Annotated in this window: 23 protein-coding genes and 1 pseudogene; 12 read left to right on the top strand and 12 right to left on the bottom strand. The window is 63.6% G+C overall.

Features of this window, described 5'->3' with window-relative positions; all coding sequences use genetic code 11:
• The first annotated feature begins 9 nt into the window (after positions 1 to 9).
• Entirely contained in the window at positions 10 to 636 is a 627-nt protein-coding gene (gene maiA / locus PMM47T1_RS17220) for a maleylacetoacetate isomerase (RefSeq protein WP_008371207.1), read from the top strand.
• Positions 637 to 638: 2 nt separating this feature from the next.
• Here maiA and PMM47T1_RS17225 read toward each other — a convergent pair whose 3' ends face one another.
• Positions 639 to 1,460 carry a SirB1 family protein gene (locus PMM47T1_RS17225; RefSeq protein ID WP_008371209.1) on the bottom strand — a complete coding sequence of 274 codons (822 nt, stop codon included), beginning with the start codon at positions 1,458 to 1,460 and terminating at the stop codon, positions 639 to 641.
• A 219-nt stretch (positions 1,461 to 1,679) separates the two neighbouring features.
• Between PMM47T1_RS17225 and PMM47T1_RS17230 the strand changes: the two genes are divergently transcribed.
• The 4 genes from PMM47T1_RS17230 to PMM47T1_RS17245 all read left to right on the top strand — a co-directional run bounded on the left by PMM47T1_RS17230 (position 1,680) and on the right by PMM47T1_RS17245 (position 5,993).
• Positions 1,680 to 2,699: a Leu/Phe/Val dehydrogenase gene (locus PMM47T1_RS17230; protein WP_008371211.1), complete on the top strand. Its 1,020-nt coding sequence runs from the start codon at positions 1,680 to 1,682 to the stop codon at positions 2,697 to 2,699.
• 103 nt (positions 2,700 to 2,802) lie between these two features.
• Positions 2,803 to 3,900: a pyruvate dehydrogenase (acetyl-transferring) E1 component subunit alpha gene (gene pdhA, locus PMM47T1_RS17235; protein ID WP_008371213.1), complete on the top strand. Its 1,098-nt coding sequence runs from the start codon at positions 2,803 to 2,805 to the stop codon at positions 3,898 to 3,900.
• A complete protein-coding gene (locus PMM47T1_RS17240; RefSeq protein WP_008371215.1) occupies positions 3,893 to 4,879 on the top strand; it encodes an alpha-ketoacid dehydrogenase subunit beta in 987 nt (328 codons plus the stop codon). The genes pdhA and PMM47T1_RS17240 overlap by 8 nt, the downstream gene beginning before the upstream one ends.
• Before the next feature lie 10 nt (positions 4,880 to 4,889).
• Complete coding sequence (locus tag PMM47T1_RS17245) at positions 4,890 to 5,993, top strand: dihydrolipoamide acetyltransferase family protein (RefSeq protein ID WP_008371217.1); 1,104 nt, start codon at positions 4,890 to 4,892, stop codon at positions 5,991 to 5,993.
• A 55-nt stretch (positions 5,994 to 6,048) separates the two neighbouring features.
• On the opposite strand, the gene PMM47T1_RS17250 is transcribed toward PMM47T1_RS17245, so the two are convergent.
• Entirely contained in the window at positions 6,049 to 6,312 is a 264-nt protein-coding gene (locus tag PMM47T1_RS17250) for a YebG family protein (RefSeq protein ID WP_008371220.1), read from the bottom strand.
• Between the two features lie 205 nt (positions 6,313 to 6,517).
• Here PMM47T1_RS17250 and PMM47T1_RS17255 point away from each other — a divergent pair, with 205 nt between their 5' ends.
• Positions 6,518 to 7,006, top strand: coding sequence for a phosphate-starvation-inducible protein PsiE (locus PMM47T1_RS17255; protein WP_008371223.1), 489 nt, complete (start codon positions 6,518 to 6,520; stop codon positions 7,004 to 7,006).
• Positions 7,007 to 7,046: 40 nt separating this feature from the next.
• Here PMM47T1_RS17255 and PMM47T1_RS30925 read toward each other — a convergent pair.
• The 7 genes and pseudogenes from PMM47T1_RS30925 to PMM47T1_RS17285 all read right to left on the bottom strand — a co-directional run.
• A pseudogene (locus PMM47T1_RS30925) lies at positions 7,047 to 7,121 on the bottom strand (immunity protein Tsi6 family protein); the annotation flags it as partial.
• Between the two features lie 145 nt (positions 7,122 to 7,266).
• Positions 7,267 to 7,596, bottom strand: coding sequence for a YXWGXW repeat-containing protein (locus PMM47T1_RS17260; RefSeq protein WP_008371225.1), 330 nt, complete (start codon positions 7,594 to 7,596; stop codon positions 7,267 to 7,269).
• 192 nt (positions 7,597 to 7,788) lie between these two features.
• The gene (locus PMM47T1_RS17265) at positions 7,789 to 8,118 is read right to left on the bottom strand and encodes a DUF3509 domain-containing protein (RefSeq protein WP_008371228.1); all 330 of its coding nucleotides are present in this window, start codon (positions 8,116 to 8,118) and stop codon (positions 7,789 to 7,791) included.
• Between the two features lie 314 nt (positions 8,119 to 8,432).
• Positions 8,433 to 8,837 carry an HPF/RaiA family ribosome-associated protein gene (locus PMM47T1_RS17270; protein ID WP_008371230.1) on the bottom strand — a complete coding sequence of 135 codons (405 nt, stop codon included), beginning with the start codon at positions 8,835 to 8,837 and terminating at the stop codon, positions 8,433 to 8,435.
• A gap of 262 nt (positions 8,838 to 9,099) precedes the next feature.
• On the bottom strand, positions 9,100 to 11,436 hold the full coding sequence (fecA, locus tag PMM47T1_RS17275) for a TonB-dependent Fe(3+) dicitrate receptor FecA (protein ID WP_008371232.1): 2,337 nt from the start codon (positions 11,434 to 11,436) through the stop codon (positions 9,100 to 9,102).
• A gap of 381 nt (positions 11,437 to 11,817) precedes the next feature.
• On the bottom strand, positions 11,818 to 12,771 hold the full coding sequence (locus PMM47T1_RS17280; protein ID WP_008371234.1) for a FecR family protein: 954 nt from the start codon (positions 12,769 to 12,771) through the stop codon (positions 11,818 to 11,820).
• Positions 12,768 to 13,301, bottom strand: coding sequence for a sigma-70 family RNA polymerase sigma factor (locus PMM47T1_RS17285; RefSeq protein ID WP_050990431.1), 534 nt, complete (start codon positions 13,299 to 13,301; stop codon positions 12,768 to 12,770). The genes PMM47T1_RS17280 and PMM47T1_RS17285 overlap by 4 nt, the downstream gene beginning before the upstream one ends.
• Before the next feature lie 141 nt (positions 13,302 to 13,442).
• Between PMM47T1_RS17285 and PMM47T1_RS17290 the strand changes: the two genes are divergently transcribed.
• From PMM47T1_RS17290 to PMM47T1_RS17300, 3 genes are read left to right on the top strand one after another with little or no spacing between them, the layout of a single operon-like run.
• Positions 13,443 to 13,748, top strand: a complete 306-nt coding sequence (locus PMM47T1_RS17290; protein ID WP_043301225.1) for a DUF3649 domain-containing protein — start codon at positions 13,443 to 13,445, stop codon at positions 13,746 to 13,748.
• Positions 13,745 to 15,295 (top strand): PepSY-associated TM helix domain-containing protein, encoded by a 1,551-nt coding sequence (locus PMM47T1_RS17295; RefSeq protein WP_008371240.1) that lies wholly within the window; start codon positions 13,745 to 13,747, stop codon positions 15,293 to 15,295. The genes PMM47T1_RS17290 and PMM47T1_RS17295 overlap by 4 nt, the downstream gene beginning before the upstream one ends.
• Positions 15,295 to 15,621 (top strand): DUF3325 domain-containing protein, encoded by a 327-nt coding sequence (locus tag PMM47T1_RS17300; protein WP_008371242.1) that lies wholly within the window; start codon positions 15,295 to 15,297, stop codon positions 15,619 to 15,621. The genes PMM47T1_RS17295 and PMM47T1_RS17300 overlap by 1 nt, the downstream gene beginning before the upstream one ends.
• Here the strand turns inward: PMM47T1_RS17300 and PMM47T1_RS17305 are convergent.
• Positions 15,618 to 16,493, bottom strand: a complete 876-nt coding sequence (locus PMM47T1_RS17305) for a helix-turn-helix transcriptional regulator (protein WP_008371244.1) — start codon at positions 16,491 to 16,493, stop codon at positions 15,618 to 15,620. The genes PMM47T1_RS17300 and PMM47T1_RS17305 overlap by 4 nt on opposite strands.
• 134 nt (positions 16,494 to 16,627) lie before the next feature.
• Here PMM47T1_RS17305 and PMM47T1_RS17310 point away from each other — a divergent pair, with 134 nt between their 5' ends.
• The gene (locus tag PMM47T1_RS17310; RefSeq protein ID WP_008371246.1) at positions 16,628 to 17,530 is read left to right on the top strand and encodes a DMT family transporter; all 903 of its coding nucleotides are present in this window, start codon (positions 16,628 to 16,630) and stop codon (positions 17,528 to 17,530) included.
• Here the strand turns inward: PMM47T1_RS17310 and PMM47T1_RS17315 are convergent, their stop codons facing one another.
• Both PMM47T1_RS17315 and PMM47T1_RS17320 read right to left on the bottom strand, forming a co-directional pair.
• Positions 17,531 to 18,505 (bottom strand): 2-hydroxyacid dehydrogenase, encoded by a 975-nt coding sequence (locus tag PMM47T1_RS17315; RefSeq protein ID WP_008371249.1) that lies wholly within the window; start codon positions 18,503 to 18,505, stop codon positions 17,531 to 17,533. It abuts the gene before it with no gap.
• An 86-nt stretch (positions 18,506 to 18,591) separates the two neighbouring features.
• Entirely contained in the window at positions 18,592 to 19,569 is a 978-nt protein-coding gene (locus tag PMM47T1_RS17320; RefSeq protein WP_008371251.1) for a LysR family transcriptional regulator, read from the bottom strand.
• Positions 19,570 to 19,757: 188 nt separating this feature from the next.
• Here PMM47T1_RS17320 and PMM47T1_RS17325 point away from each other — a divergent pair, with 188 nt between their 5' ends.
• Both PMM47T1_RS17325 and PMM47T1_RS17330 read left to right on the top strand, forming a co-directional pair.
• Positions 19,758 to 21,269 carry an efflux transporter outer membrane subunit gene (locus tag PMM47T1_RS17325; protein WP_008371253.1) on the top strand — a complete coding sequence of 504 codons (1,512 nt, stop codon included), beginning with the start codon at positions 19,758 to 19,760 and terminating at the stop codon, positions 21,267 to 21,269.
• Positions 21,270 to 21,280: 11 nt separating this feature from the next.
• Positions 21,281 to 23,461 (top strand): FUSC family protein, encoded by a 2,181-nt coding sequence (locus PMM47T1_RS17330; RefSeq protein ID WP_008371254.1) that lies wholly within the window; start codon positions 21,281 to 21,283, stop codon positions 23,459 to 23,461.
• The last annotated feature ends 2 nt before the right edge of the window (positions 23,462 to 23,463 follow it).

The raw sequence follows: 23,463 nt of genomic DNA on the forward strand, positions 1-23,463 counted from the left end.
GGGGTGACCATGCAGCTGTACACCTACTATCGATCCACTTCGTCCTACCGGGTACGCATTGCCTTGGCCTTGAAGGGCCTGGAGTATGAGTCGCTACCGGTCAACCTGCTGGCCGGCGAACAGCGCCAGCCCGCGTACCTGGCAGTTGACCCGCAAGGTCGGGTGCCGGCGCTGGCGGTGGAGGCGGGGCAGGTGCTGATTCAGTCGGCCGCGATTCTGGAGTACCTGGAAGAGCGTTATCCCCAGGTGCCGTTGCTGGCGAGCGACCTGCTGCTGCGTGCCCGGGCGCGAGGCATCGCGGCCTTGATCGGCAGTGACATTCATCCGTTGCATAACGTCAGCGTGCTCAACCGCCTGCGGGCCCTGGGGCAGGATGAAGCGCAGGTGCAAGACTGGATCGGCGCCTGGATCAGTCAGGGCCTGGGCGCGGTGGAAATCTTGCTGGGTGATCACGGCTATTGCATAGGCCCTGAGCCGGGGTTGGCGGATGTGTACCTGATTCCGCAGGTTTACGCCGCCGAGCGTTTCAAGGTGTCGCTTGATGCCTGGCCTCGCATTGCCCGGGTGGCGGCGCTGGCGGCCGGGCATCCGGCATTTGTTCACGCGCACCCGGCGTCCCAGCCTGATACGCCTTGAGGTCAGTGCAGGGATGAAGGCAGCGCGGGCAGCTCTTGCAAGCGGGTGGTCAGGCGCAGGCGCTGGATGGGGTCGTCACTGAGCAACAGCGCGTGTTCCAGGTCAAAGCGTTCGCCCCGGGGGCATTCCAGGCGCTGGTAGATGCCGGCGCGGGCCACGTAGTCGGCGGCGGCAGGCGGACCCAGCACCAGTACTCGCTCGGCGTCCTTGAGCGCGGCCACATCATCCTGGTGACTGCTGTGCAGCTGGCGCAGGTTGCGCGACAGTCGCTGCAACATGTGTTGCGGGCTGGCCTGTGCCAAGTGCTCGGCCAGCAACGGCACCTGCGGGCCGAATTGTCGGCCCAGCAACTCGCGGCAATCGGCGGGGTACAGGCGTCGGCCGCCGCAGGGGTCCAATTGATGATCGGCCCCGGGCACGCGTAGCAGGAAATGGCCGGGGAAGTTCACCCCAATCAGAGGAATATCCAGGCGCTTGGCCATTTCCAGCGCCAGCAGGGCCAGCGCCAGCGGTTGCCCGCGCTTGCGTTCCAGCACTTTGTTCAGCAACGCCGCCTGCGGGCGCAATGGGTGAAAATCATCCAGGGCAAACCCCAGCGCATTGAGCCGCCTGAGCAACGGTTGCGCCAGCTCGGAAACCGGCAGCATCGGCAGGCCGATACTGATCTGCAACTGCAGCTCGCGCAGCTGTTCATCGCACTGGGTTGGCACCAAGCCAGGCTCATGTTCGGCAGCGATCCACAACGCGGCTTCGAACGTCGCGGGCGGGCTTTGCTCAAGGCACGTCAGGCAGGCCTGGCGTTGGGTGTTGACGGTAGGCTTCATAGCTTCTCTTGTAGCCCCGTACCGCGGTTTCGTCCACCCCGCGCGCGCGGGAGGGGGCCCGCAGCCTTAGGCGGCAGCTCCAGCATCAGCCCATGAAAAGACGGTTGCTGTTACACGTCTTTAGCCGCTGCTGCCAGGCTGCGCGGGCCAGTGTGTGATATCGGTAGCACTGCGGACCCATCGACTACACTGGGTATACAACAAGAAGGGAGCCGTTCGATGTTCGCTCTCATGCAAAGCACTCGCACCCACGCACTGCACCTGGCCGTTGACCCGGCAACGGGGCTGCGCGCCGTGGTGGCTATTCATGACTGCCGTGCCGGCCCGGCAATTGGCGGCTGCCGTTACCTGGCTTATCCCGATGACGAAAGCGCCATGGTCGACGCTATCCGCCTGGCCCAAGGCATGAGCTTCAAAGCGGCCTTGGCCGGCCTGCCGTTTGGCGGGGGCAAGGCCGTGATCATCCGCAGCCCCCATGTGGAAAACCGCGCGGGGCTGTTCGAAGCGTTCGGGCGTTTCGTCGAGAGCCTGGACGGCCGCTTCATTACCGCCGTGGACAGCGGCACGTCCACGGCCGACATGGATTGCGTGGCCCAGCAGACCCGCCACGTCACCAGCACCACCGCCTCTGGCGACCCGGCGCCCCATGCCGCCATGGGCGTGTTCGCCGGTATACGCGCCACCGCCATGGCCCGCCTGGGCACTGATAACCTGGAAGGCCTGCGCATTGCCGTGCAGGGGCTGGGCAATGTTGGCTACGCCGTGGCCGAACAGCTGCACGCCGCCGGTGCCGAGCTGTTGGTCAGCGACCTGGACCCCGGTAAGGTGCAACTGGCCATGGAGCAATTGGGCGCGCACCCGGTGCAAGCCGAGGCGCTGGCCAGCACGCCGTGCGACATCTTTTCACCGTGCGGGCTGGGCTCCATCCTCAATGGCCAGAGCGTGTCACAGCTGCGCTGCGCGGCGGTAGCCGGTTCGGCCAACAACCAGCTCACCAGCCTGCCGGTGGCCGACCAACTGGAAAAACGCGGCATCCTTTATGCGCCCGATTATGTAATCAACTCCGGGGGGCTCATCTACGTTGCCCTCAAGCATCAGGGCGAGGAGGTGGGCACCATCACCGCTCACCTGGCCTGTATCGGTACCCGTCTCACCGAAGTCTTCGCCCACGCCCAGGCCGAGAAGCGCTCACCGGCGCGCGTGGCCGAGGCCCTGGCGGAGAAACTGATCTACGCCTGATTAAATGAGCCGGCGCCCGACCGGCGTCAGCTCTGAAAGGCTTGCGGCCACAAGCGGCACGCCATGACAAGCACACGTACCTGCGTGTGTCAGGAGTTGCGCAATGACATCCAACAAGATCGAGCTCGCCTACACCCGCTATTTATCCCCCGACGGCAGCCTCATCGGCCCTTTGCCCGACTGGGCCGATGACTTCAACCTGCTGACCCGCCTGTACCGGCACATGGTGCTGACCCGGCTGTTCGACCAGAAGGCCGTGGCCTTGCAGCGCACCGGACGCATTGGCACCTACGCGCCTACTCTCGGTCAGGAAGCCATAGGCGTTGCCATTGGCAGCCTCATGCACCCTGACGACGTGCTGATTCCCTATTACCGCGACACTGCCGTGCAACTGATGCGCGGCGTGCGCATGGAGGAGATCCTGTTGTACTGGGGCGGCGACGAACGCGGCAGCGACTACGCCGAACCGGCCGTGGCCCAGGATTTTCCATTGTGCGTGCCCATCGCCACTCAGGCGCTGCATGCCTGTGGCGTGGCCACTGCTTTCAAGATTCGTGGCGAGCACCGGGTGGCCGTCACCACCTGCGGCGACGGCGCCACCAGCAAGGGCGATTTTCTCGAAGCGCTGAACGTGGCCGGTGCCTGGCAGCTGCCTGTGGTGTTCGTGATCAATAATAACCAGTGGGCTATCTCGGTGCCGCGGCGTATCCAGTGCGGTGCGCCCACGCTGGCGCAGAAAGCCATTGGCGCGGGGTTCCACGGCGAGCAGGTGGACGGCAACGACATCCTCGCCGTGTATGACCGCATGCAGGTGGCCCTTGAGCGTGCCAGGCAGGGCAAGGGGCCGGTATTGCTCGAATGCCTAAGCTATCGCTTGGGCGATCACACCACGGCCGACGACGCCACGCGCTACCGCAGCGCCGAAGAAGTCAAGCAGGCCTGGCAGGAAGAACCCATCAAGCGCCTGCAGTCGTTCATGGCCGGGCAGGGCGTGTGGGATGAAGGCCGCGAGCAGGCCCTGGTCGCCGAATGCCAGGCCTTGGTGCAGCAGTCGGTGGATAACTTCGACGCCGCTGGCACCCAGGCACCGGAGTCGGTGATAGATCATGTCTACGCCAAGTGGCCGGCGGTGCTGGCCGACCAGCGTGAGGATTTCCTCGAGCGAGTGGCGCGCCGTGCGGGAGGGCAGGCTCATGAATAATGAAAAAGTCAGCCTGCTGGAAGCGGTGAACCTGGCCATGCACCGGGCCATGTCCGAAGACGAGAACGTGGTGGTACTGGGCGAGGACGTGGGCGTCAACGGCGGAGTGTTTCGCGCCACCCAAGGGCTGCGCGACAGTTTCGGGTTCAAGCGCGTGATCGACTCGCCCCTGGCCGAGACCATGCTCGGCGGCCTGGTGATTGGCATGGCGGCCCAGGGTCTCAAGCCCATTGTCGAAATTCAGTTCATGGGGTTCATCTACGCCACTATGGAACACCTGGTGTCCCACGCCAGCCGCCTGCGCAACCGCACCCGCGGGCGCCTGAGTTGCCCCATGGTGCTGCGCACGCCCATGGGCGCCGGCATTCGTGCCCCGGAGCACCACAGTGAAAGTACCGAGGCGCTGTTCGCTCATATACCCGGGCTGCGGGTGGTAATTGCTTCGTCGCCGGCGCGGGCCTATGGCCTGTTGCTGTCGGCCATCGACGACCCCGACCCGGTGCTGTTCCTGGAACCCACGCGCCTGTACCGCATGAATCCGCAGCCATTGATCGACGACGGCAAGCGCCTGCCGCTGGACAGTTGTTTCACCTTGCGTGAAGGCAGCGACCTGACGCTGATCAGTTGGGGCGCCAGCGTGCATGAAACCCTGCAGGCTGCCGATGCTCTGGCCGAGCGCGGAGTATCGGCGGAGGTGATTGATGTGGCCTGTGTCAAACCACTGGATCTGGACACCCTGGAAGCATCGGTGCGCAAGACCGGCCGTTGCGTGATTGTTCATGAAGCGCCGCGTTCCTGCGGGGTGGGCGCAGAGATCGCTGCCAGCCTATACGAACGAGCGCTGCTGGACCTGCAAGCGCCAATCCAGCGCGTCACCGCTCCTGACATTCCACCGCCGCTGTACCGGCTGGAGCAGCTTTATATTCCGGCCGTGGTGGACATTCTCCACGCCTGCGACACCGTGCTCGATTTCGCCTGAGGAGGCTGCGATGAAATATTTCAAACTGCCCGACCTGGGCGAAGGCCTGCAAGAAGCTGAAATCGTGCAGTGGCACGTCAAAGCGGGTGATACGGTCAAGGCTGACCAACTGCTGGTGTCGGTGGAAACCGCCAAGGCGCTGGTGGATATCCCGGCGCCCTATGACGGCGTGGTGGCCAAGACGTTCGGTGGCGAGGGCGATATTCTTCACGTTGGCGAACCGCTGCTGGGCTATGAAGGCGAAGCCGACGCCGGTACTGTGGTGGGCCGGCTGGAGGGCGGTGGCAACGCCAGCGAAGATCGCTTCTTTGTAGGCGCCGCGCCGTCCACCCGTGAACACCTGGCTACCCGGGCAACGCCTGCGGTTCGGCAATTGGCCCGGCAGATGAACGTGGACCTCAGCGCATTGAGCGGGTCGGGCAGCGACGGCCTGATCACCCGCGCCGATGTAGAGGCAGCGGCCCAGACCGCCCAGGACCGCTTTGGTGGTGAGAAGCTGCGCGGTGTGCGCCGCAGCATGGCGTTGAACATGGCCCGGTCCCACGCCGAAGTCGTTCCGGTGACCATCTTCGGCGACGCCGACCTGCACCGCTGGGGCCAGGCCCGCGACCCGCTGATTCGCCTGGGCAAGGCCATGGCGGCGGCGTGCAAGGTGGAGCCTGTACTCAACAGCTGGTTTGACGGCCGCAACCTGTCGATTCGCACCCACGATAATCTGGACCTGGGCATTGCCGTCGACACCCCTGATGGATTATTCGTGCCGGTGCTGCGCGATGTAGGCAACCGCAGCGCCGAAGACCTCAAGGACGGCATGAGTCGCCTGCGTGAGGACGTCAAGGCGCGTTCCATCCCGCCACGGGAGATGATGGGCGCCACCATTACCTTGTCCAATTTCGGCACGCTGTTCGGCCGCTATGCGAGCCCGGTGGTAGTACCGCCACAGGTGGCGATCATTGGTGCGGGGGGCATTCGCGAAGAGCCGGTGGCGGTGGACGGGCAGGTGCTGGTGCACCCGATACTGCCGCTGTCGCTGACGTTCGATCACCGGGCGGTGACGGGAGGGGAGGCCGCGCGGTTCATGCGGGCGTTGGTGGAGGCGTTGGAGAAGGGTTGATCGGGCTGTAACGCTGTAACCGCGGCAGCGGTTACAGGCGCAGCTAAGGGCTGGTTTACTCGGCGCCTTCGCCGGTGATCAGCTCGTTCAGCGCATCCGGCTGGCTCTTGAACGCCTTGGCGAACACGTCGCGGTTCTTGGCCATGTAGATGCCCGCGTCTTCAACCTGTTGCTCGGTCAGGGACGGGACGGCCTTTTTCAGGACTTCTGCGAGCAGTTCAGCGAGCTCGAGCATTTTGTCATGACGGTCAGCTTCGGCTTTATCCATGAACAGACGCTCCAGATCTCGGCTGCTGCGGTATACCACTTCGACGGCCATTCACCACCTCACATGCCTTTACGAAAGTTGTCGATTTCGACTACTGGTTGTTTATACAGTAAAGCATAAGGGATTTTGTTGCTGCTGGATAGTGGCAATTTACTCAGGTGTTGTAGCAGGGTGAGACAAATTGCCGTCACCGCAAGGTCAGGCTGCTGATGCACAATGAAAGCATCCGATACCCACGAGTCAAGGAACCTGTACCGTGAAAATCAATTGGGCTGATGCCATGCGCAAGAATGTCCACCACCTGGCCGGGTCATTGGGCAACTTGCTGGTCGAAACCTTCCACTACCTGGCGCTGTTCGCCATTGGTGCAATCACCGCCTGGGCCGCCGTGGTGGCGTTCCTGGGCATGGTGGAGAAGGGCAACATCCTGGTCGATGACATTCTGTTGCTGTTCATCTACCTGGAACTGGGGGCCATGGTGGGCATTTATTTCAAGACCAACCATATGCCGGTGCGTTTTCTGATCTACGTGGCCATTACCGCGCTGACCCGCCTGCTGATCTCCGACGTGTCGCACCATGGCCCGGCCGACCTGGGCGTGGTGTACCTGTCGGGCGCAATCCTGCTGCTGGCGTTCGCCATCCTGGTGGTGCGCTACGCCTCGTCACAGTACCCCTCGGCCAAGGTGCTGGACCCGGATGCCACGGTGAAGGGCGCGTTGACCGAAGAGAAGGGTGAGACTTAAGGCGCTGGACCTTGAGAACCCGGGCCATCTGATCTGCGATGAAAAATGCATCCATCAGCGCATCGGACAGTTCGGGGTCGTCGGCTTCGAACGCCTTGGCGGCAATGGCGCCAAGGTCAGGTCGTGCGAGCGTGCCTTGTCCGTTTCACGCCCTTCAAGGATAGCCTTGATGAACGAGGACCGACGTGTATACCTGGAAACCGGGGGTTTTGCGGTAGCGGTCCAGGCTGAGGGCAATCGTCCGCCGGCAAAAACCGGGATCAGTTCACCCAGCCACCCTGGCGCCAATGCCAGCCGTCACGCGTCTGCACCCAGTGGGGATGAACATAGCGGTAGCCGGGGCGCAGGGGTTCCCAGTGGCCGCGCACCGGCACATAGCGCCCGCCTTCCCAGGCCCAGTAGCCGCGGGCCCATACATAGCCAGGGCGGGGGCCGGGCTCTTCCTCGATGACTTGCACGGGCGGCGCCTGCGGTGCCACCACTTCCACGTACTCACGTTGCACCGGGCGGTGGTCGTGGACTACGCGTTCTTCAACGCAGCCGGCGGTGGCGACCACCACGGCAAGCAGGGCAATACTGCGTAAAAACATATTCGAGGCCTCTTGTAATATTCTGTAACCAATCAGAAAACTACAGGACACTTTTCACCTCGCCCAGCGGCTTTACCCAAGCCAGGACGATGGTACAGGCCAGGTTCAGCTAGCGTGGCAAATGGCGTGCACGCAGCAAACCCGCACCCTGCAAAAGGATGTGGGCTTGGTGACAGGTGGGTGGGGAAAGATTCAGATGCCCAGTTGCAAGCCCGGGCGGTTGTGCAGCCAGCCCTTGGCGGGCGGTGTTGGCAGGTTCAGCGCGTCGCCATCGGTCATGGCGGCCAGGATTTCCATGGCACTGTGGCCCTGTTCAATGGCAATGCCAAACTTGATGCTGTCGATCAGGCGCTTCACCCGCTGTGGATCGTTGCGCTGGGCTGCGCTGATCATGCGTTTTGCCACTACCCCTGTTTCATTGGACAAGGTCAGCATGATGCTGCCGTCGAGACGTTCGATGCTGAGGTTCACCCGATATTCGGGTTGGAATGCATCACTGATCGCTTGAAAGGGGTTATCCATGGTGCGTCACCTGAAGATGTAAGACGTGCATCAATTGACTGGGTGTTTTCACGTTAGTTCGACACCCCAGACCACTGGGCGAAGTCTTCTTTCGGTTCATCGTCACTGCCGTGGTAGTGAAACCAAAGCAAGGGCCATGCCGGGCCGTTGAGCCGATCCCTGTAGCCACCGCCTTGGCCCCCCGGGGCACTGAATATCTCCAGCCGGGCATAGGGCCAGCGCAGCCTGGCGGCAGCGGCTGCGGGGCCGAGCGGAATTCGGGCAATAAAAAAAGGCGAGCCATTGGGCTCGCCTTTATTGTGCAGCCAATTATGTCAGCTGTTGAGGACCTGTTCGTTTTCCAGGAATTCTTCCTGTAACAGGGCATCGGCTTCGCTCGCTGCACCATTCTGGCTGTTGACCGCGCGTTTGCTGCGCAGCTTGCCGAACAGGTGTTCCAGAGCGTGATGAAGCTTGGTAGCGGCGCCATCCACTGCCTGCTCCAGCGTGGCGGCCTTGTGGGTCACGGAAATCGGTTGGTGGCCTTTTGGCCGCGCTTCCATCTGGCAGCGCTTGTCGTGCAGGCCGGGCTTGTCGCCGTTCTCATCGGCCAGGTGAACCTCGATGCGGGTGAGGTCCTCTTCGTAGCGGTCGAGCGTGCTTTCGACGGTACTGCGTACCCACTCCTCCAGTCGGATGCTGCTTTGAATATGGTTATCGCTATTGACTTGGATTTGCATAGTTCATCCCTTATTCAGCTAGCTCGCAAGAGATGCGCCGAGGGTGGAAATCAGCGCCTCTTGTTTTACAAGGTCGGGCACTTGGGCAAACAATTCAACCCCCCAACGAAGATAAATATTTTGCAATCACTTCCCCGACCCCATTCGTAGGCGCTGCCGCCAGGCTGCGAAGGCGCGCGGCGCGTTGCCGCGATCGACATGACAGCGCTGAAGGTCCGGCGGACCTTTTCGCAGCCTGGCGGCAGCTCCGGGGTTTGACTCCTCAGAATGCGATGGAGGTCTGCAGGTACACCGTGCGTGGCTCACCCACGTACTTGCCCTTGTTGTTGTCATCAAAGGAACGGGTGAAGTATTCGTGGTTGAAGATATTCTTCACCCCTACGGCCACGTTCAGGTTCGACAGCTGTGGCCCGAAGTCATACGCCGCGCGGGAACTGAACAGCATGTAGCCGGGGATCTTTCCGGTGCTGCCGTCGGCGCTTTCGGCGCGGGTGTTTTCGTTGTCGGCGAACTGGCTGCTCTGGTAGGTGCTGTCCAGGTTCAGCTTCCATGGCCCTTCGGTGTAGCCCACACCCAGGGTGCCCTTGTGTTTCGACGAGAAGGGCACCTGGTTGCCCTGGTTCGGACCGTCCTCGCGGATGGTGGCGTCCACGTAGGCATACGTGGCGTACACGTCGAACCCGGCCAGGGCGGGGGCCAGGCCATCGAGGGCGTAATGAACGCTGGTTTCGATGCCCTGGTGGCGGGTCTTGCCGCGGGCGATCACGGTGTCGTTGGTTTGGTTGCTGTCGTACTGGTTGTTGAAGTTGATCAGGAACGCACCGATCTCGGCGCGCAGGTTGCCGTTGTCATAGCGGGTGCCCAGTTCCCAGGTACGGGCCTTTTCCGGTTTCACTTCGCCGCCCGCCACGCGGTTGGGCATCTGGCTGTACTGCACGGCACCGAACGAGCCCTCGGTGTTGGCGTACAGGTTCCAGTTTTCCGTGACGTGGTACAGCACGTTCAGTGCCGGCAACGCGGTGTTGTAATCACCCTTGTAGTTGACGTGGGTGAGGTTGTTGTTCTGCTGCGAATCGATCATTTCGTAGCGGATACCCGGGGTGAAGGTCCACTTGCCGATGTCGATGCGGTCATCCAGCGAAAAGGCGTGCGCCTCGGTGCCGCCCCGGGTGTCGCGGTCCAGCGTGCTGTCAGTGGTGGGCAGGCGATCGGCGCTGGTCGGCTCGCGGTAGCGCAATTCGTGGCTGGCTTCGTTGATGTAGCGGTAACCCAGGCCCACCTCGTGCTGGGTGTCACCTAACGCAAAACCTTGCGCGAAGTGGGTTTCCAGGCCACGCACCCAGTACTCGCGAGGCGACAGCGAGAGGAAGCTGCCCTGATCCAGATAACCGCTGCGCAGGGTTTTGGTGAAGAACGTATTGGCGGTGAATTCGCGGGCGTCCTGCTGGTAGCGATAGCCCAGGTTGACCATGGTGCGGCGGCCCCAGAATTTGTCATTGGGCCGCGTCGACTGGTAAGGGTTGGCGTCATAGGCGGCGCGGCTCAGGCCGCCGGGCATGTCCGCTTCGCCTTCGTAGTATTGCGCCTCGGCATTCAGGCTGTTGGCGTCGTCGATCTGGTATTTGCCCTTCAGAATCAGGTCGTCGATCTGCGTGTCACTGTGTTCGCGCCAGTCCCCGCCGCGGGTACCGGAGTACAGCAACGCGCCGCCCAGGCCGTTGTCGTGGGTGCCACCGGCCAGCAGGTTGGCGCTGGTCTTGAAGCCATCGTGGCTGGAGGGCGGGCTGGTTTCGGTCTGCAAGCCCCCCCTAACCGTGGCCTGTTCGGGAATGGCGCGGGTGACGAAGTTGACGATGCCGCCGACGTTCTGCGGACCGTAACGCACCGCGCCGCCGCCGCGGACCACGTCCACCGCGTCCATGTTGCCCATGCTGATGGGGGCAAAGGACAGTTGTGGCTGGCCGTAAGGCGCGAAGGGTACGGGGATACCGTCCATCAACACCGTGGAGCGCGTGGCCAGCCGCGGGTTCAGGCCGCGAATGCCGAAGTTGAGTGCCATGTCGTGGCTGCCCGTGCCGTTGTTGTCGGGCGCGTTCACGCCGGGGATACGGTTGAGCACCTCGCGGGCACTGGTGGCGCCCACGCGCTCGAACTCATCGCGGCGTATCACGTCACGGGCACCGGGGTGCTCGAAGACGTTGGTGGCATCGGCATTGCCCAGCCAGTCACCGACGACCGCTGACGCGCCCAGTTCCACCGTGCCTGTGGCGCTTGCTTGTTGCAGGGTGTAGGCGTTTTCGCCCTCGGCGCGGGCGCTCAGGCCGGTGCCTTCCAGCAACGCGGCCAGGCCTTGTTCCACGCTGTAAGTGCCCTCCAGCCCACGGCTGCTCAGACCTTGGGTGACCTGAGAGCCAAACGAAATGAGGATACCGGCCTCGCGCCCAAACTGGTTCAGTGCGGTGTCCAATGACTCGGGCGCAATGTGATAGGTGCGCGCGCTCTCGGCGGCCATGACCTCGGGCAGGGTGCCCAGGGTCAGGCTGGCGCCCAGTAACAGGTGGCGCAAGGTGCGGGCCATTGGCGTGAGGTGCGAAGACATGCAGGAATCCTTCGGAATGTCGGCAAAGGGGGAGTTACCCTGTCTGTCACGCGAGATCGAAAGACAGCTCATCTTTTTGCAGGTTATTTTTACGGCCCTCACGAATGGCCAGACGGCCCCGGCGTAGGCCGGAACCTTCGGTGACAGCAACTGCAGCAATGGATATGTCCACTTTCCTGGGAACGTGCTTCGGGGACCGAGGGCATATCCAGTATTACGGGTGAAACCGCCGACGGTTTCGGCCGTACGCCGACTGACTTTTTGGGACCGCAACAGCCATGGCGCTTGACGGGGCCGACGGCAGGATCAAGGTTTAAAGCGGACCGTTCTCGGAGCATCGCCGGGTATCCCCGTACATCGCGAAACACTTTTTCACCCCCCTCACGCGCGGGCCTGAACCGACACCCAGAAACGCGTGAAACGCTTGACGCGCACGGGCAATGCCACCTCTAGCAGATCAAGGATGCGTTCAGTATCGGCCAAGGGGTAACTGCCGGAAATCAGCAGGTCGGCCACCTCGTCGGCGCACGTCAGTTCGCCACGACGGTAGCGTGCCAGCTCCCCAAGGAAATCCGCCAGGCGCATATGCGAGGCCATCAGCATGCCGTTGACCCAGGCACTGCTGTTGGCGTCGATGGGCCTGGGCACGCGCGCGTGATGGGCATCGAATTCCACCTGTTGGCCTGTTTCAAAGCGCAGTGGGTAACCCTGCAAATAGGCCGGCTGCAACTGCGCGGTGCCGCTGAGGACGGAGACGCGGGTGCGATGCCGGAGCTGGCGCACATTGATCCGACCGTCGAGCGGGGTGATCTGCCCTTGCGCGGTGGCGATGCGCAGCGGTCGCTGTTCGTGGCTGGCGTCGATCTGCAGTTCGCCTTCCAGCAGGCGCACCAGGCGCTGGTGGGCATCGAAGCGGATATCCACGGCGCTGCCGGTGTTGAGTTGCAGTTGGCTGCCATCGCTCAACTGCTGATGTCGGCGTTCGCCGACCGGGCTGCGCAGGTCGGCGGTCAGTGGCGGCAGCCATGGCTGCTGGTTCAGGGTGGCGATGGCGGCGCCGCCCATGGCCACCACCAACAGCGCTTTGAGCGCCTGCCGCCGGCCGGCCAGGCGCGGCGAATCAAGGGCGGCGTGGGCCAGCGGCCCATCGATCCCGCGCAAGCGCTGGTTGACCGCGTGAATGTGCGCCCAGGCCCGCTGGTGTTCGCTGTTGCTGGCCAACCAGTGTTCGAAGCGTTGCTGTTGTTCCCCGGCCAGCGGCGCATCGTGCATGTCCAACAGCCACTGCACCGCTTGCTCCGCCACCTGCGGGGCGAAACTGCCGGCGCTGCTCACAGGGCGAAGTAGCAGCGCAGCGCTGCCTTGTGCAGGTGACGTTTGACGGTGGCCACGGAAATATCCAGCTGCTCAGCGATTTCAGCCTGGCTCAGGCCATCCACCTGGGCTAGCACAAAGGCGCGGCGCACCGGTGCGGCCAGGCCGTCGAGCAGACGGTCCAGCTCTACCAGGGTCTCCAGGATGATGGCGCGGTATTCCTCACTGGGGGCCAGTGCGTCCGGAAGCTGGGCCAGGGCCTGCAAGTAGGCGCGTTCCACGTCCTGGCGGCGGTAGTGGTTGAACAGCACGCGCTTGGCCACGGTGGTCAGGAACGCGCGCGGCTCCTTGATGGATGGCGCTTCGCGGGCGGCCAGCAGGCGCACGAAGGTGTCCTGGGCAAGGTCGGCGGCACTGTCAGGGCAGCCGAGGCGGCGGCGAAGCCAGTGGGTCAGCCAGCCTTGGTGGTCCAGGTACAGGCCTTCGATCAGGTGCGAAGAGGAAGAAGGGGGGCGCAACACCAACGGCTCTCCAGCGCCCTTAGGCTGCATTAAATAATAAGAATTGTTCGCATTGTAGGGCTTTTGATACGTCATCGGCAATGGACGGCTGCGTAAGTGCTTTGCGTATGAGAATATTTATCATTAATATCGTTGAATTATTATCTCGCTGCATTGAGCCTGGCCATCACCATGAAAGCTTTCCCTGTCGGCTTGCCCGTTGCCTACCGCCTGGGCGTCTGCTCGCGCATCGTTGCCGCGGCGCTGGGCGGATATGTGCTTGCGTCGCTGCTGGGCATCAGCCTGGCGGCGTTGGTGCCCATGGCACGGGCCGAGGCCATGGTCAGCGGCATGATGCTGTCGTTCCTGGCGTATGTGGTGGCCGTGCTCTGGTGTTTTGCTTGCCGCAGCGCCGGGCGGGCCTGGCTGGGGATGATGGTGCCAAGCCTGGCACTGGTGGCTGTCAACAGCGTTCTGTACTGGCTGAGGCAATCATGAAAGAGGGACTGCGCCAGGCCATGGCGTGGCTGCACACCTGGGCAGGATTAGTGTTCGGCTGGCTGCTGTTCGCGATATTCCTGACGGGCACGCTTTCTTACTTCAAGGAAGAAGTCAGCCACTGGACCCACCCCGAAATCGCCGCCTACCCACTCGATGATGCCGCCAGCCTGGCCAACGCTCAACGCTATCTGCAGGCCAATGCCAGCCAGGCGTCGGTGTGGTACATCAGCGTCCCCGACGCGCGGCGCCCAGACATTTCGCTGATGTTCCCCGACGCTTCCGGTTCATTGCGCGAAGTCAGCCTCGATGCGCGCACGGGGCAGGCGGTGACTGCCCGCGACTCCATGGGCGGTGAATTCTTTTACCGATTCCACTTCCAACTGCAATTGCCATACCCCTGGGGCCGTTGGCTGGCCAGCCTGTGTGCGCTGGTGATGCTGGTGACCCTGGTGAGCGGGGTCATCACCCACAAGAAGATCTTCAAGGAGTTCTTCACCTTTCGACCGCGCAAGGGCCAGCGCTCCTGGCTCGATGGCCATAATGCCGTGGGTGTGCTGGTGCTGCCGTTCCATCTGCTGATCACGTACAGCAGCCTGGTGATTTTCATGACCATGTTGCTGCCCGGCAACATCCTGGCCCAGTACGGCTCGCAAACCGCTGCGGTGTTCCAGGAACTGATGCCCACCAGCAATGTGCCGGCGGCGGCGGGGCATGCGGCCCGGTTGCTGCCGCTGGAGGAGCTTTACGCACAGTTCCACCGCGCAGCTCCCAACAGCCATCTGGGGCTGGTGGAAGTCGACCACCCAGGCGATGCCAACGCCTCGGTGGTGTTCGCTCGCCACGGTGCTGATCGCATCGTGCACCAGATCGGCCAGGGCCTGGTGTTCGACGGCGTCAGTGGTGCGCTGCGTTTCGACAGCCAGATCAACAGCGTGCCGCTGATGATCGCCGGTGGCCTGTATGGCCTGCACATGGGCCACTTTGCCGATGCAGGGTTGCGCTGGCTGTATTTCCTCGCAGGCGTTGGCGCTACCGCCATGATCGGCACCGGGCTGGTGATGTGGCTGGGCAAGCGGCAGCTCAAGCATGCCAAGAGTGACCGGCAACCGGTTCACCTGCGGCTGGTGGCGGTACTCAACGTGATGAGCATGGCCGGGCTGATGCTGGCAGTGATCGGCTTCTTCTGGGCCAATCGTCTGCTGCCTGTGGCGCTAGTGGGTCGCAGTAAGATGGAAGTTCAGGTGTTTTTCTGGATCTGGGGCCTGTCGGCCGTGCACGCCGCACTGCGCCCGGCGCGGCAGGCCTGGCTTGAGCAGTTGGGCCTGGCCACCTTGCTGTTTGCCGGCTTGCCGCTGCTCAACGCGCTGACCACGGAGCATGGCTTGAACCACTCGTTGCCGGCGGGCGATTGGGCCATGGCCGGTGTGGACCTTGCAGCGCTGGCCTGGGGCCTGTTGTTGGCCTGGGCGGTGCACAAGTTGTGGCAGGGCGCCCCGGTCGCGCGCGCGCGCAAGGTGGCGCTGGCTGCGGGGAGCCAAGCGTGATGATGTTGATCGTCGGCTGGCTGTGCTACTCGGGCTTTGCCGGCCTGTGCCTGGGCATGGACCGTCACTACCGCGACCTTATTGGCCGGGCCCCGCAGGCCCGGGTGTGCTGGGCATTGCGCCTGCTGGGCGCGCTGCTGCTGGCCGGTGGGTTGTGGCGGGCAGTGGTCATGGCCGATGGGTGGAGCATGGGCCTGCTGCACTGGTGCGCCGGCCTGATGGGCAGTGGCGTGCTGTTGGTGTTCCTGCTGCCTTACCGGCCGCGCGCAGCATTGGGCCTGGCGGCCGTGGGGACTGTACTGGCGCCGTTGGTCGCGGTTTTCTAAGCCCGCAGGGCCGTTCTATACGCCCCTGGCGTGGCTCCCATGACCTGGCGGAAACGGTTGGAAAAATGGCTGGCGCTGGCAAAGCCGCACGCCAGGGCGATGTCGGCCAGGGCCTGCGCGCAAGTGCGCAGCAGGCGACAGGCCAGGGCCAGGCGCCGGGCCAGCACATACTGATGGGGCGGCAGGCCAAAGCTTGCGCGGAACATGCGGGCGAAATGGTATTCGGACAGGCTGCACAGCGCAGCCAGCTCCCCCAGTGTCAGCGGCTGGTCCAGGGCGCCATCGATGTAATCCACCAGGCTGCGGCGCTGGTGCGCGGCGAGCCCGCCTTTGACCTTCAGCCCTTCACGCCGGCCCGCCTGGCTCAACAAGGTGTGGCTCAGCAGTTCATGGGCCAGGCTGGTGCCCAACAGCCGATCGCCGGGCTCTTGCCAGTCCAGCGCGATCAGGTGGCGGAAGCGTTCGGTCTGGCAGGGGTCTTCAACAAAGGTCCGTTCGCGCAGCTGCATTTCCCGAGGCTCGCGGTCCAGCAGGGTGACGCAGCCCAACGCGAATTGCTGCTCGCTGAAATACAGGTGCGCCAGGCGCAGTTCGCCGTTCACCACCCACGCCGAGTCCTGTCCGGCCGGCAGGGTGCACAACACCTGCGGGGCGCCCATGCGCCCCGGTGCGTCAGTGCGAAACGTCCCCGTGCCACCCGCCACGTAGAACGACAGGGTGTGATGGCTGGGCGCCTTGTATTGTTGCGCGTCATGACGGTTGTTCCACAGCGCTGCCACCAGCCCGTCGCCCAGCGACGCGCTTTGCTCAAGGCGTGCGTGGGGCGAGCGGTGCAGGCATTGGAACACGTGGATGTGGGGCTGGGCTGTCATGGTCGGTTGTCCTCTGCGTGCATGGTACCCGCTCGCGTACCGGTGGGCAGTGAGGTACAGACAAAGTGCGCAAGAATCTGCAACTGCGCCGGCCCGCGGCTTGGGAGGATGGAGGCCCAACAGGAGCCCGCACCATGAACCTCTTTCTTTACCTGCTTACCGTGCTGATTTGGGGCACCACCTGGATCGCCCTGAAGCTGCAATTGGGCGTGGTCGCCATCCCGGTGTCGATCGTTTACCGCTTCGCCCTGGCGGCGCTGGTGCTGTTTGCCAGTCTGCTGCTCGGCCGCCGCCTGCAACCCATGAATCGCCGTGGCCACCTGATGTGCGTGGCCCAGGGGTTGTGCCTGTTCTGCGTGAACTTCATGTGCTTTCTGACGGCCAGCCAGTGGGTGCCCAGCGGCCTGGTGGCGGTGGTGTTTTCCACTGCAACACTGTGGAACGCGCTGAATGCGCGGGTGTTCTTCGGCCAGCGTATCGCTGGCCATGTACTGGGCGGCGGGGCGCTGGGGCTGCTGGGCTTGGGGTTGCTGTTCTGGCCCGAACTGGCGGGTCATTCGGCCAGCCGCGAGACGCTTGTCGGCCTGGCGCTGGCCTTGCTCGGCACCCTGTGCTTCTCGGCGGGCAACCTGCTGTCCAGCCTGCAACAGAAAGCGGGGCTCAGGCCGTTGACTACCAACGCCTGGGGCATGCTCTATGGTTCGGGAATGCTGGCGGGTTATTGCCTGGTGCGCGGCATTCCCTTCAGCGTCGACTGGAGTGCGCAATACATCGGCTCGCTGCTGTACCTGGTGATACCAGGCTCGGTGATCGGCTTCACGGCCTACCTGACCCTGGTGGGGCGCATGGGCCCTGAGCGGGCAGCCTATTGCACGGTGTTGTTCCCACTGGTGGCGCTGAACGTGTCGGCCTATGCCGAAGGCTATCGATGGACGGCGCCGGCCTTGGCGGGCCTGGTGCTGGTGATGGCGGGCAACCTGCTGGTGTTTCGCAAGCAGCGGCCGCCGGTGTTGGCGGTCGCTGGCAAGCTGGCTTGATCAGCCCTTGAAGGTTTGCGGATTCACCAGGTCCTGAGGGCGCTGGCCCTTGAGGGCTGCGGTCAGGTTGTCGATGGCGCGGTTGGCCATGGCCTCGCGGGTTTCCGAGGTGGCGGAGCCAATGTGCGGCAGGGTGACGGCGTTACTCAGTTGGAACAGCGGCGATTCGGTCAGCGGTTCCTTTTCGTAGACGTCCAGGCCGGCGCCACGGATGGTGCCTTTGCGCAGCGCCTCGATCAGTGCCGGTTCGTCGACGATAGGCCCGCGAGCGATGTTCACCAGGATGGCCGAGGGCTTCATCAGCGCCAATTCGCGATGGCTGATCAGGTGCTTGGTCTTCTCGCTCAGCGGTACCACCAGGCAGACGAAATCGGCTTCGGCCAGTAGTTGGTCCAGGCTGCGGAACTGGGCGCCCAGTTCCTGCTCGATGGCGCTCTTGCGGCTGTTGCCGCTGTACAGGATCGGCATGTTGAAGCCCAGGCGACCACGGCGGGCAATGGCTGCGCCGATGTTGCCCATGCCGACGATGCCCAGGGTCTTGCCGTACACGTCAGTGCCAAAATGATTGGCGCCGACGCTGACTTTCCATTCCCCAGCCTTGGTCCAGGCGTCCAGCTCCGCCACACGGCGGGCGCTGCTCATGATCAGCGAGAAGCCGAGGTCGGCGGTGCTTTCGGTGAGTACGTCGGGGGTATTGGTGAGCATGATGCCGCGCTCGTTGAAGTAGGCCACGTCATAATTGTCGTAGCCAACCGAGACGCTGGACACCACCTCAAGCTTGCCGGCGCTGGCCAGTTGCTTGGCACCCAGCGGGCGGCCGGCACCGATCAGGCCGTGGGCGTTGGGCAGGGCCTCGTCGAACTGGGCGCCAATGTCACCGCTCTTCGGATTGGGAACGATCACGTCGAAATCTTGTTGCAGACGCTCGACCATGGGCGGCGTGATGCGGCTGAAGGCAAGTACGGTCTTTTTCATTGGGCTTTCCTAATGGCAGCTTTTAGCGACAAGCATCAAGCTACAAGCTAGAAGCGGCGAGTCGCAAGGCCCTATGTGCAATGCAATTAACTTGAAGCTTGAAGCTTGCCACTTGCCGCGGCTTCACCGTTCAACTCATGGGTCTTCAGGTCCGCCTCGTGCGCCGCCAGAATGTCCGGCAGCGAGCCGCGCAGGTATTCCACCCACGTCTTGATCTTCGCGTCCAGGTACTGGCGCGAGGGGTAGATGGCGTACAGGTTCAGCTCTTGCAAGCGGTAGTCAGGCAGCAGGCGCACCAGGGTGCCGTTGCGCAGGCCATCGATGGCTGCGTAGATCGGCAGCACGCCCACGCCCATGCCGCTGATGATCGCGCTTTTCATTGCGTCGGCGGAATTGACCTGAAACGGTGCATTGCTGATGTTGACCATCTCCTGGCCCTCCGGGCCGTCGAACAGCCACTTCTCCAGTTGCACCACCGGGCTGATCAGCCGCAGGCAGGCATGGGACATCAGGTCGCCGGGCTTGCGCGCGGTGCCGTGGGCCTTCACGTACTCGGGCGAGGCGCAGACGATGCTGTAGGTGATGCCTAGGCGCTGGGACACAAACCCCGAGTCGGGGAGTTCGCTGGCCAGCACGATGGACACGTCATAGCCTTCGTCCAGCAAGTCCGGTACGCGGTTTGCCAGGGTCAGGTCGAAGGTCACGTCGGGGTGGGTCTTGCGGTAGCGGGCAATGGCGTCAATCACAAAGTGCATGCCGATACCGGTCATGGTGTGCACTTTCAGCTGCCCGGCCGGGCGTGCATGGGCGTCGCTGGCCTCGGCTTCGGCTTCTTCGACGTAAGCCAGGATCTGCTCGCAGCGCAGCAAATAGCGCTTGCCGGCTTCGGTCAGGGCAATGCGTCGAGTGGTGCGGTTGAGCAGACGGGTTTGCAGATGCGCTTCGAGGTTGGATACCGCGCGTGAGACGTTGGCGGTGGTTGTATCGAGTTGCACGGCAGCGGCAGTGAAACTGCCCGCTTCGGCCACGCAACTGAAAGCACGCATGTTTTGCAGGGTGTCCATGGGTCACTCTCTGAATCGATGGGCAAATTGTCGCATGAAGTAACAATTGTCGTCTCGCGGCTTTACACCGATTATCGCTTTTTACGTAATAAAGAATCACACGAATCCCAGCTTATCGGCACCGGTTTCACCCCCTAGAATCGGCGCCTCAAGGTAATCCCCTCTCTTTCAGTCAGGAATTAGCAGCTGTGCCGCGTCGCATATTTCGAAAGCTGAATGCTTTCAGCGTTTTGGCCTTAACGTTGACCATCAGCGGCTGCATCGGCACTGGCGGCATTGCCCCCCAAGGCAAGGCCCTGTCAGCCAACACCCTGGCCACCGACCAGGCCATTCAGGCCGCCGCGAAGGACGCCCACTGGCCCGCCAGCCAATGGTGGCGCGCCTATGGCGATGCCCAGTTGAACCAATGGGTGGACACTGCCCTGCAAGGCAGCCCCACTTTGGCCATGGCCGCCGCCCGCGTGCGCCAGGCCAAGGCTGCGGCCGGCGTGGCCGAGTCGGCCGAGTCGGTACAGATCAACGGCAAGGGCTCCATGACCCGGCATAAATGGCCCACGGATAACTTCTATGGCCCCGGTGAGCTCAGCGGCGTGACCGACTGGGACAACACCGCCGGGCTGGGCCTGAGCTATTCCCTGGACCTGTGGGGCCGCGAAAGCAACGCCACCGAGCAGGCCGTGGACATGGCCCACATGAGCGTGGCCCAAGCCCGTCAGGCCCAGCTTGAACTGACCAACAACATCGTCAAGGTGTACATCCAGCTGTCGCTGCATTACGCCCAGCGTGACATTGCCCAGGCCACCCTGGCCCAGCAGGAACAGATTCTGCAATTGGCGCAAAAGCGCCTGGCCCATGGTATCGGCACACAATTCGAGGTCAGCCAGGCGCAGACGCCGCTGCCTGAAACCCATCGCCAGATCGACTCGCTGGACGAAGATATTGCCCTTAGCGGCAACCAATTGGTGGCCCTGGCCGGCAAGGGGCCGGGCGACGCTGCCCGCCTGCAACGGCCAAGCCTGGCCCTGGGCGCGGCGCTGAAGCTGCCGTCGGCACTGCCGGCCGAGCTGCTCGGCCAGCGCCCGGACGTTGTGGCCAGCCGTTGGCAAGTGGCTGCCCAGGCCCGTGGTATCGACGTGGCCCATGCCGGTTTCTACCCCAACGTGGACCTGACGGCCAGCCTGGGCTACATGGCCACCGGCGGCACCATGCTCGGCTTCCTCAATGCCTCCAAGCTCAGCTATACCGTGGGCCCGGCCGTGACCTTGCCCATCTTCGACGGCGGCCGCCTGCGCAGCCAGTTGGGTGAAGCGTCGGCCGGTTACGACATGGCGGTGGCGCACTACAATCAAACCTTGGTGGAGGCGCTGAAAAGCATTTCCGACCAGCTGATCCGCCGCGAGTCCATGGACAAGCAACAGGCCTTCGCCGCCCAGTCGGTGGCCTCGGCGCAGAAGACCTACGATATTGCCCAGGTGGCTTTCCAGCGGGGCCTGACCGACTTCCTCAACGTGCTCAATGCCCAGACCCAGCTGTTCCACCAGCAGCAAGTGCAGCAACAGGTGCAGGCCGCGCGCCTGACGGTCCAGGCTGACCTGGTGACCGCCCTGGGCGGCGGCCTTCAGGCCGGCAACGACGTGCCCAGCGACGCCAAGACCGCGGCGCCGAAAACCCCGGCGGCCTTGGCCATTCTCAATCACTGACGGATCGATTCATGACTTCTCTGTCTGCACCGCTGCGTTGGCTGGATTCCTTGCAGTGGCGCCGTGGTTTTTTCGAATGGGCGCGCAGTGACGGCGTGACCTGGGCGTACATGTTCAAGACGCTGCTGGCTGCCTTTCTGACCCTGTGGCTGGCCATGCGCCTGGAGTTGCCGCAGCCGCGCACGGCCATGATCACGGTGTTCATCGTGATGCAGTTGCAAAGCGGCCACGTGTTCGCCAAGAGCTTCTATCGCTTCGTGGGCACCATTGCCGGGTCTGTGGTGACGGTGGCCTTGATTGCCCTGTTTGCGCAGAACACCGAACTGTTCCTGCCCAGCCTGGTGATCTGGTTCGGCATCTGTTCGGCCGGTGCCGTTCGCCACCGCAACTTCAAGGGTTACGGTTTCGTCCTGGCCGGTTACACGGCGGCGTTTATCGGCCTGCCGGCTCTGGCGCACCCGGAAGGCGCCTTCATGGCGGCGGTGTGGCGGGTGCTGGAAATTTCCCTGGGGCTGATTGTCTCCACCGCGGTCAGCGCCGCCATACTGCCGCAGTCGGCCGCCGCGTCGATGCGCAATGCCATGTACCAGCGCTTCGGCGTGTTTGCCGGGCTGGTCGCCGAAGGGCTACGTGGCACCAGCCAGCGCGCCTCCTTTGAAAGCACCAACGTGCGCTTTATCTCCGAGGCCGTGGGCCTGGAAAGCCTGCGCGGCGTGGTGGCTTTCGAAGACCCGCACATGCGCCGCCGCAGCGGCCGGGTCAGCCGCCTGAACAGCGAATTCATGGCCATCACCACGCGCTTCAACGCCTTGCACCAGTTGCTGGAACGCATCCGCAACCACGGCCATGCCGAGGTGGTGACGGCCATCGAACCGGGTTTGCAGGCCCTGGCCGTGTTGCTGGACGGTTTCGCCGGGCATGCACTTACCGATGCCGACGCCAAGCGCCTGGCCGAACAGATGGCCCTTTACAAGGAAGAGCTGCCCTCCCATGTGCGCCGCCTGCGGGCCATCTTCATGGAGAGCGCGCCCAGCGAAACCGATCTGCTGGACTTTCACACTGCCTACGAACTGCTGTACCGCTTCGTCGATGAACTGCTCAGCTACGCCCTTACCCACGCATCCCTGGCCGATCACCGCCACGAGCGGGAAAACTGGGACGAGCCGTTCATGCCCCAGACCAGTTGGTGGGTATCCACGGCCGCCGCGCTGCGCGCCATGTCGGTGCTGGGCCTGCTGGGCAGCTACTGGGTGGCCACGGCCTGGCCCAGCGGCGCCACCATGACCCTGGTGGCCGCGGCCACCGTGGGCCTGTCGGCCGCAGCGCCGAACCCCAAGCGCATGTCGTTCCAGATGGCCTGCGGCACCATGCTGGGCGCGGTGGTGGGTTTTGCCGAAACCTTCTTCGTGTTTCCCTGGATCGACGGCTTCGCGCTGCTGTGCATGGTGCTGGCGCCGGTCATCCTCTTTGGCGCCTTCCTGGCTTCGCGGCCGCAGTGGGCGGGGTATGGCCTGGGCCTGCTGATTTTCTTCTCGATCGGCTCGGTGCCCGACAACCTCACGGTGTACAACGCTTACGCCTTTATCAACGACTACATCGGCATGATCATCGGCATGCTCGCCTGTGCCGCCGCGGGCGCTATCATCCTGCCACCCAACAGCCGCTGGTTGTGGAGCCGCCTGGAAAACAACCTGCGCGAGCAGGTGGTGTTCGCCATCAGTGGCAAGCTGCGTGGCCTGGGCTCGGCGTTTGAAAGCCGCACCCGCGACGTGCTCAACCAGGCCTACGGGCTGGCGGCGGGCAAGCCTGAAGTGCAACGCAACTTGCTGCGCTGGATGTTCGTGGTGCTGGAAGTGGGCCACGCGGTCATCGAACTGCGCCGCGAACAGGACGTGCTGCCGGTGCACCCGGCCTACGCCCAGTCGCAGCCGTGGCGCCAGGCTATCCGCGCCATGGGGCGTTCGCTGATCCGCCTGTTCATCCAGCCCAACCGCGCCAACCTGGAACGCAGCCTGGCGGCCGTGGACCAGGCCATCTACTGCGTGCGCGATACCGACGAACCGTTCGCCCGGCACTTCGACACCTCGGCGCTGCGCCGGGTGCAAAGCTACCTGCACTTCATCCGCAGCACCCTGCTGGACCCGCAATCACCGCTCGCCCAGCTGGCGCCGCCGCGCCCGCCCAAGGATTGACC

The sequence above is a fragment of the Pseudomonas sp. M47T1 genome, assembly GCF_000263855.1.
Taxonomy (GTDB): Bacteria; Pseudomonadota; Gammaproteobacteria; order Pseudomonadales; family Pseudomonadaceae; genus Aquipseudomonas.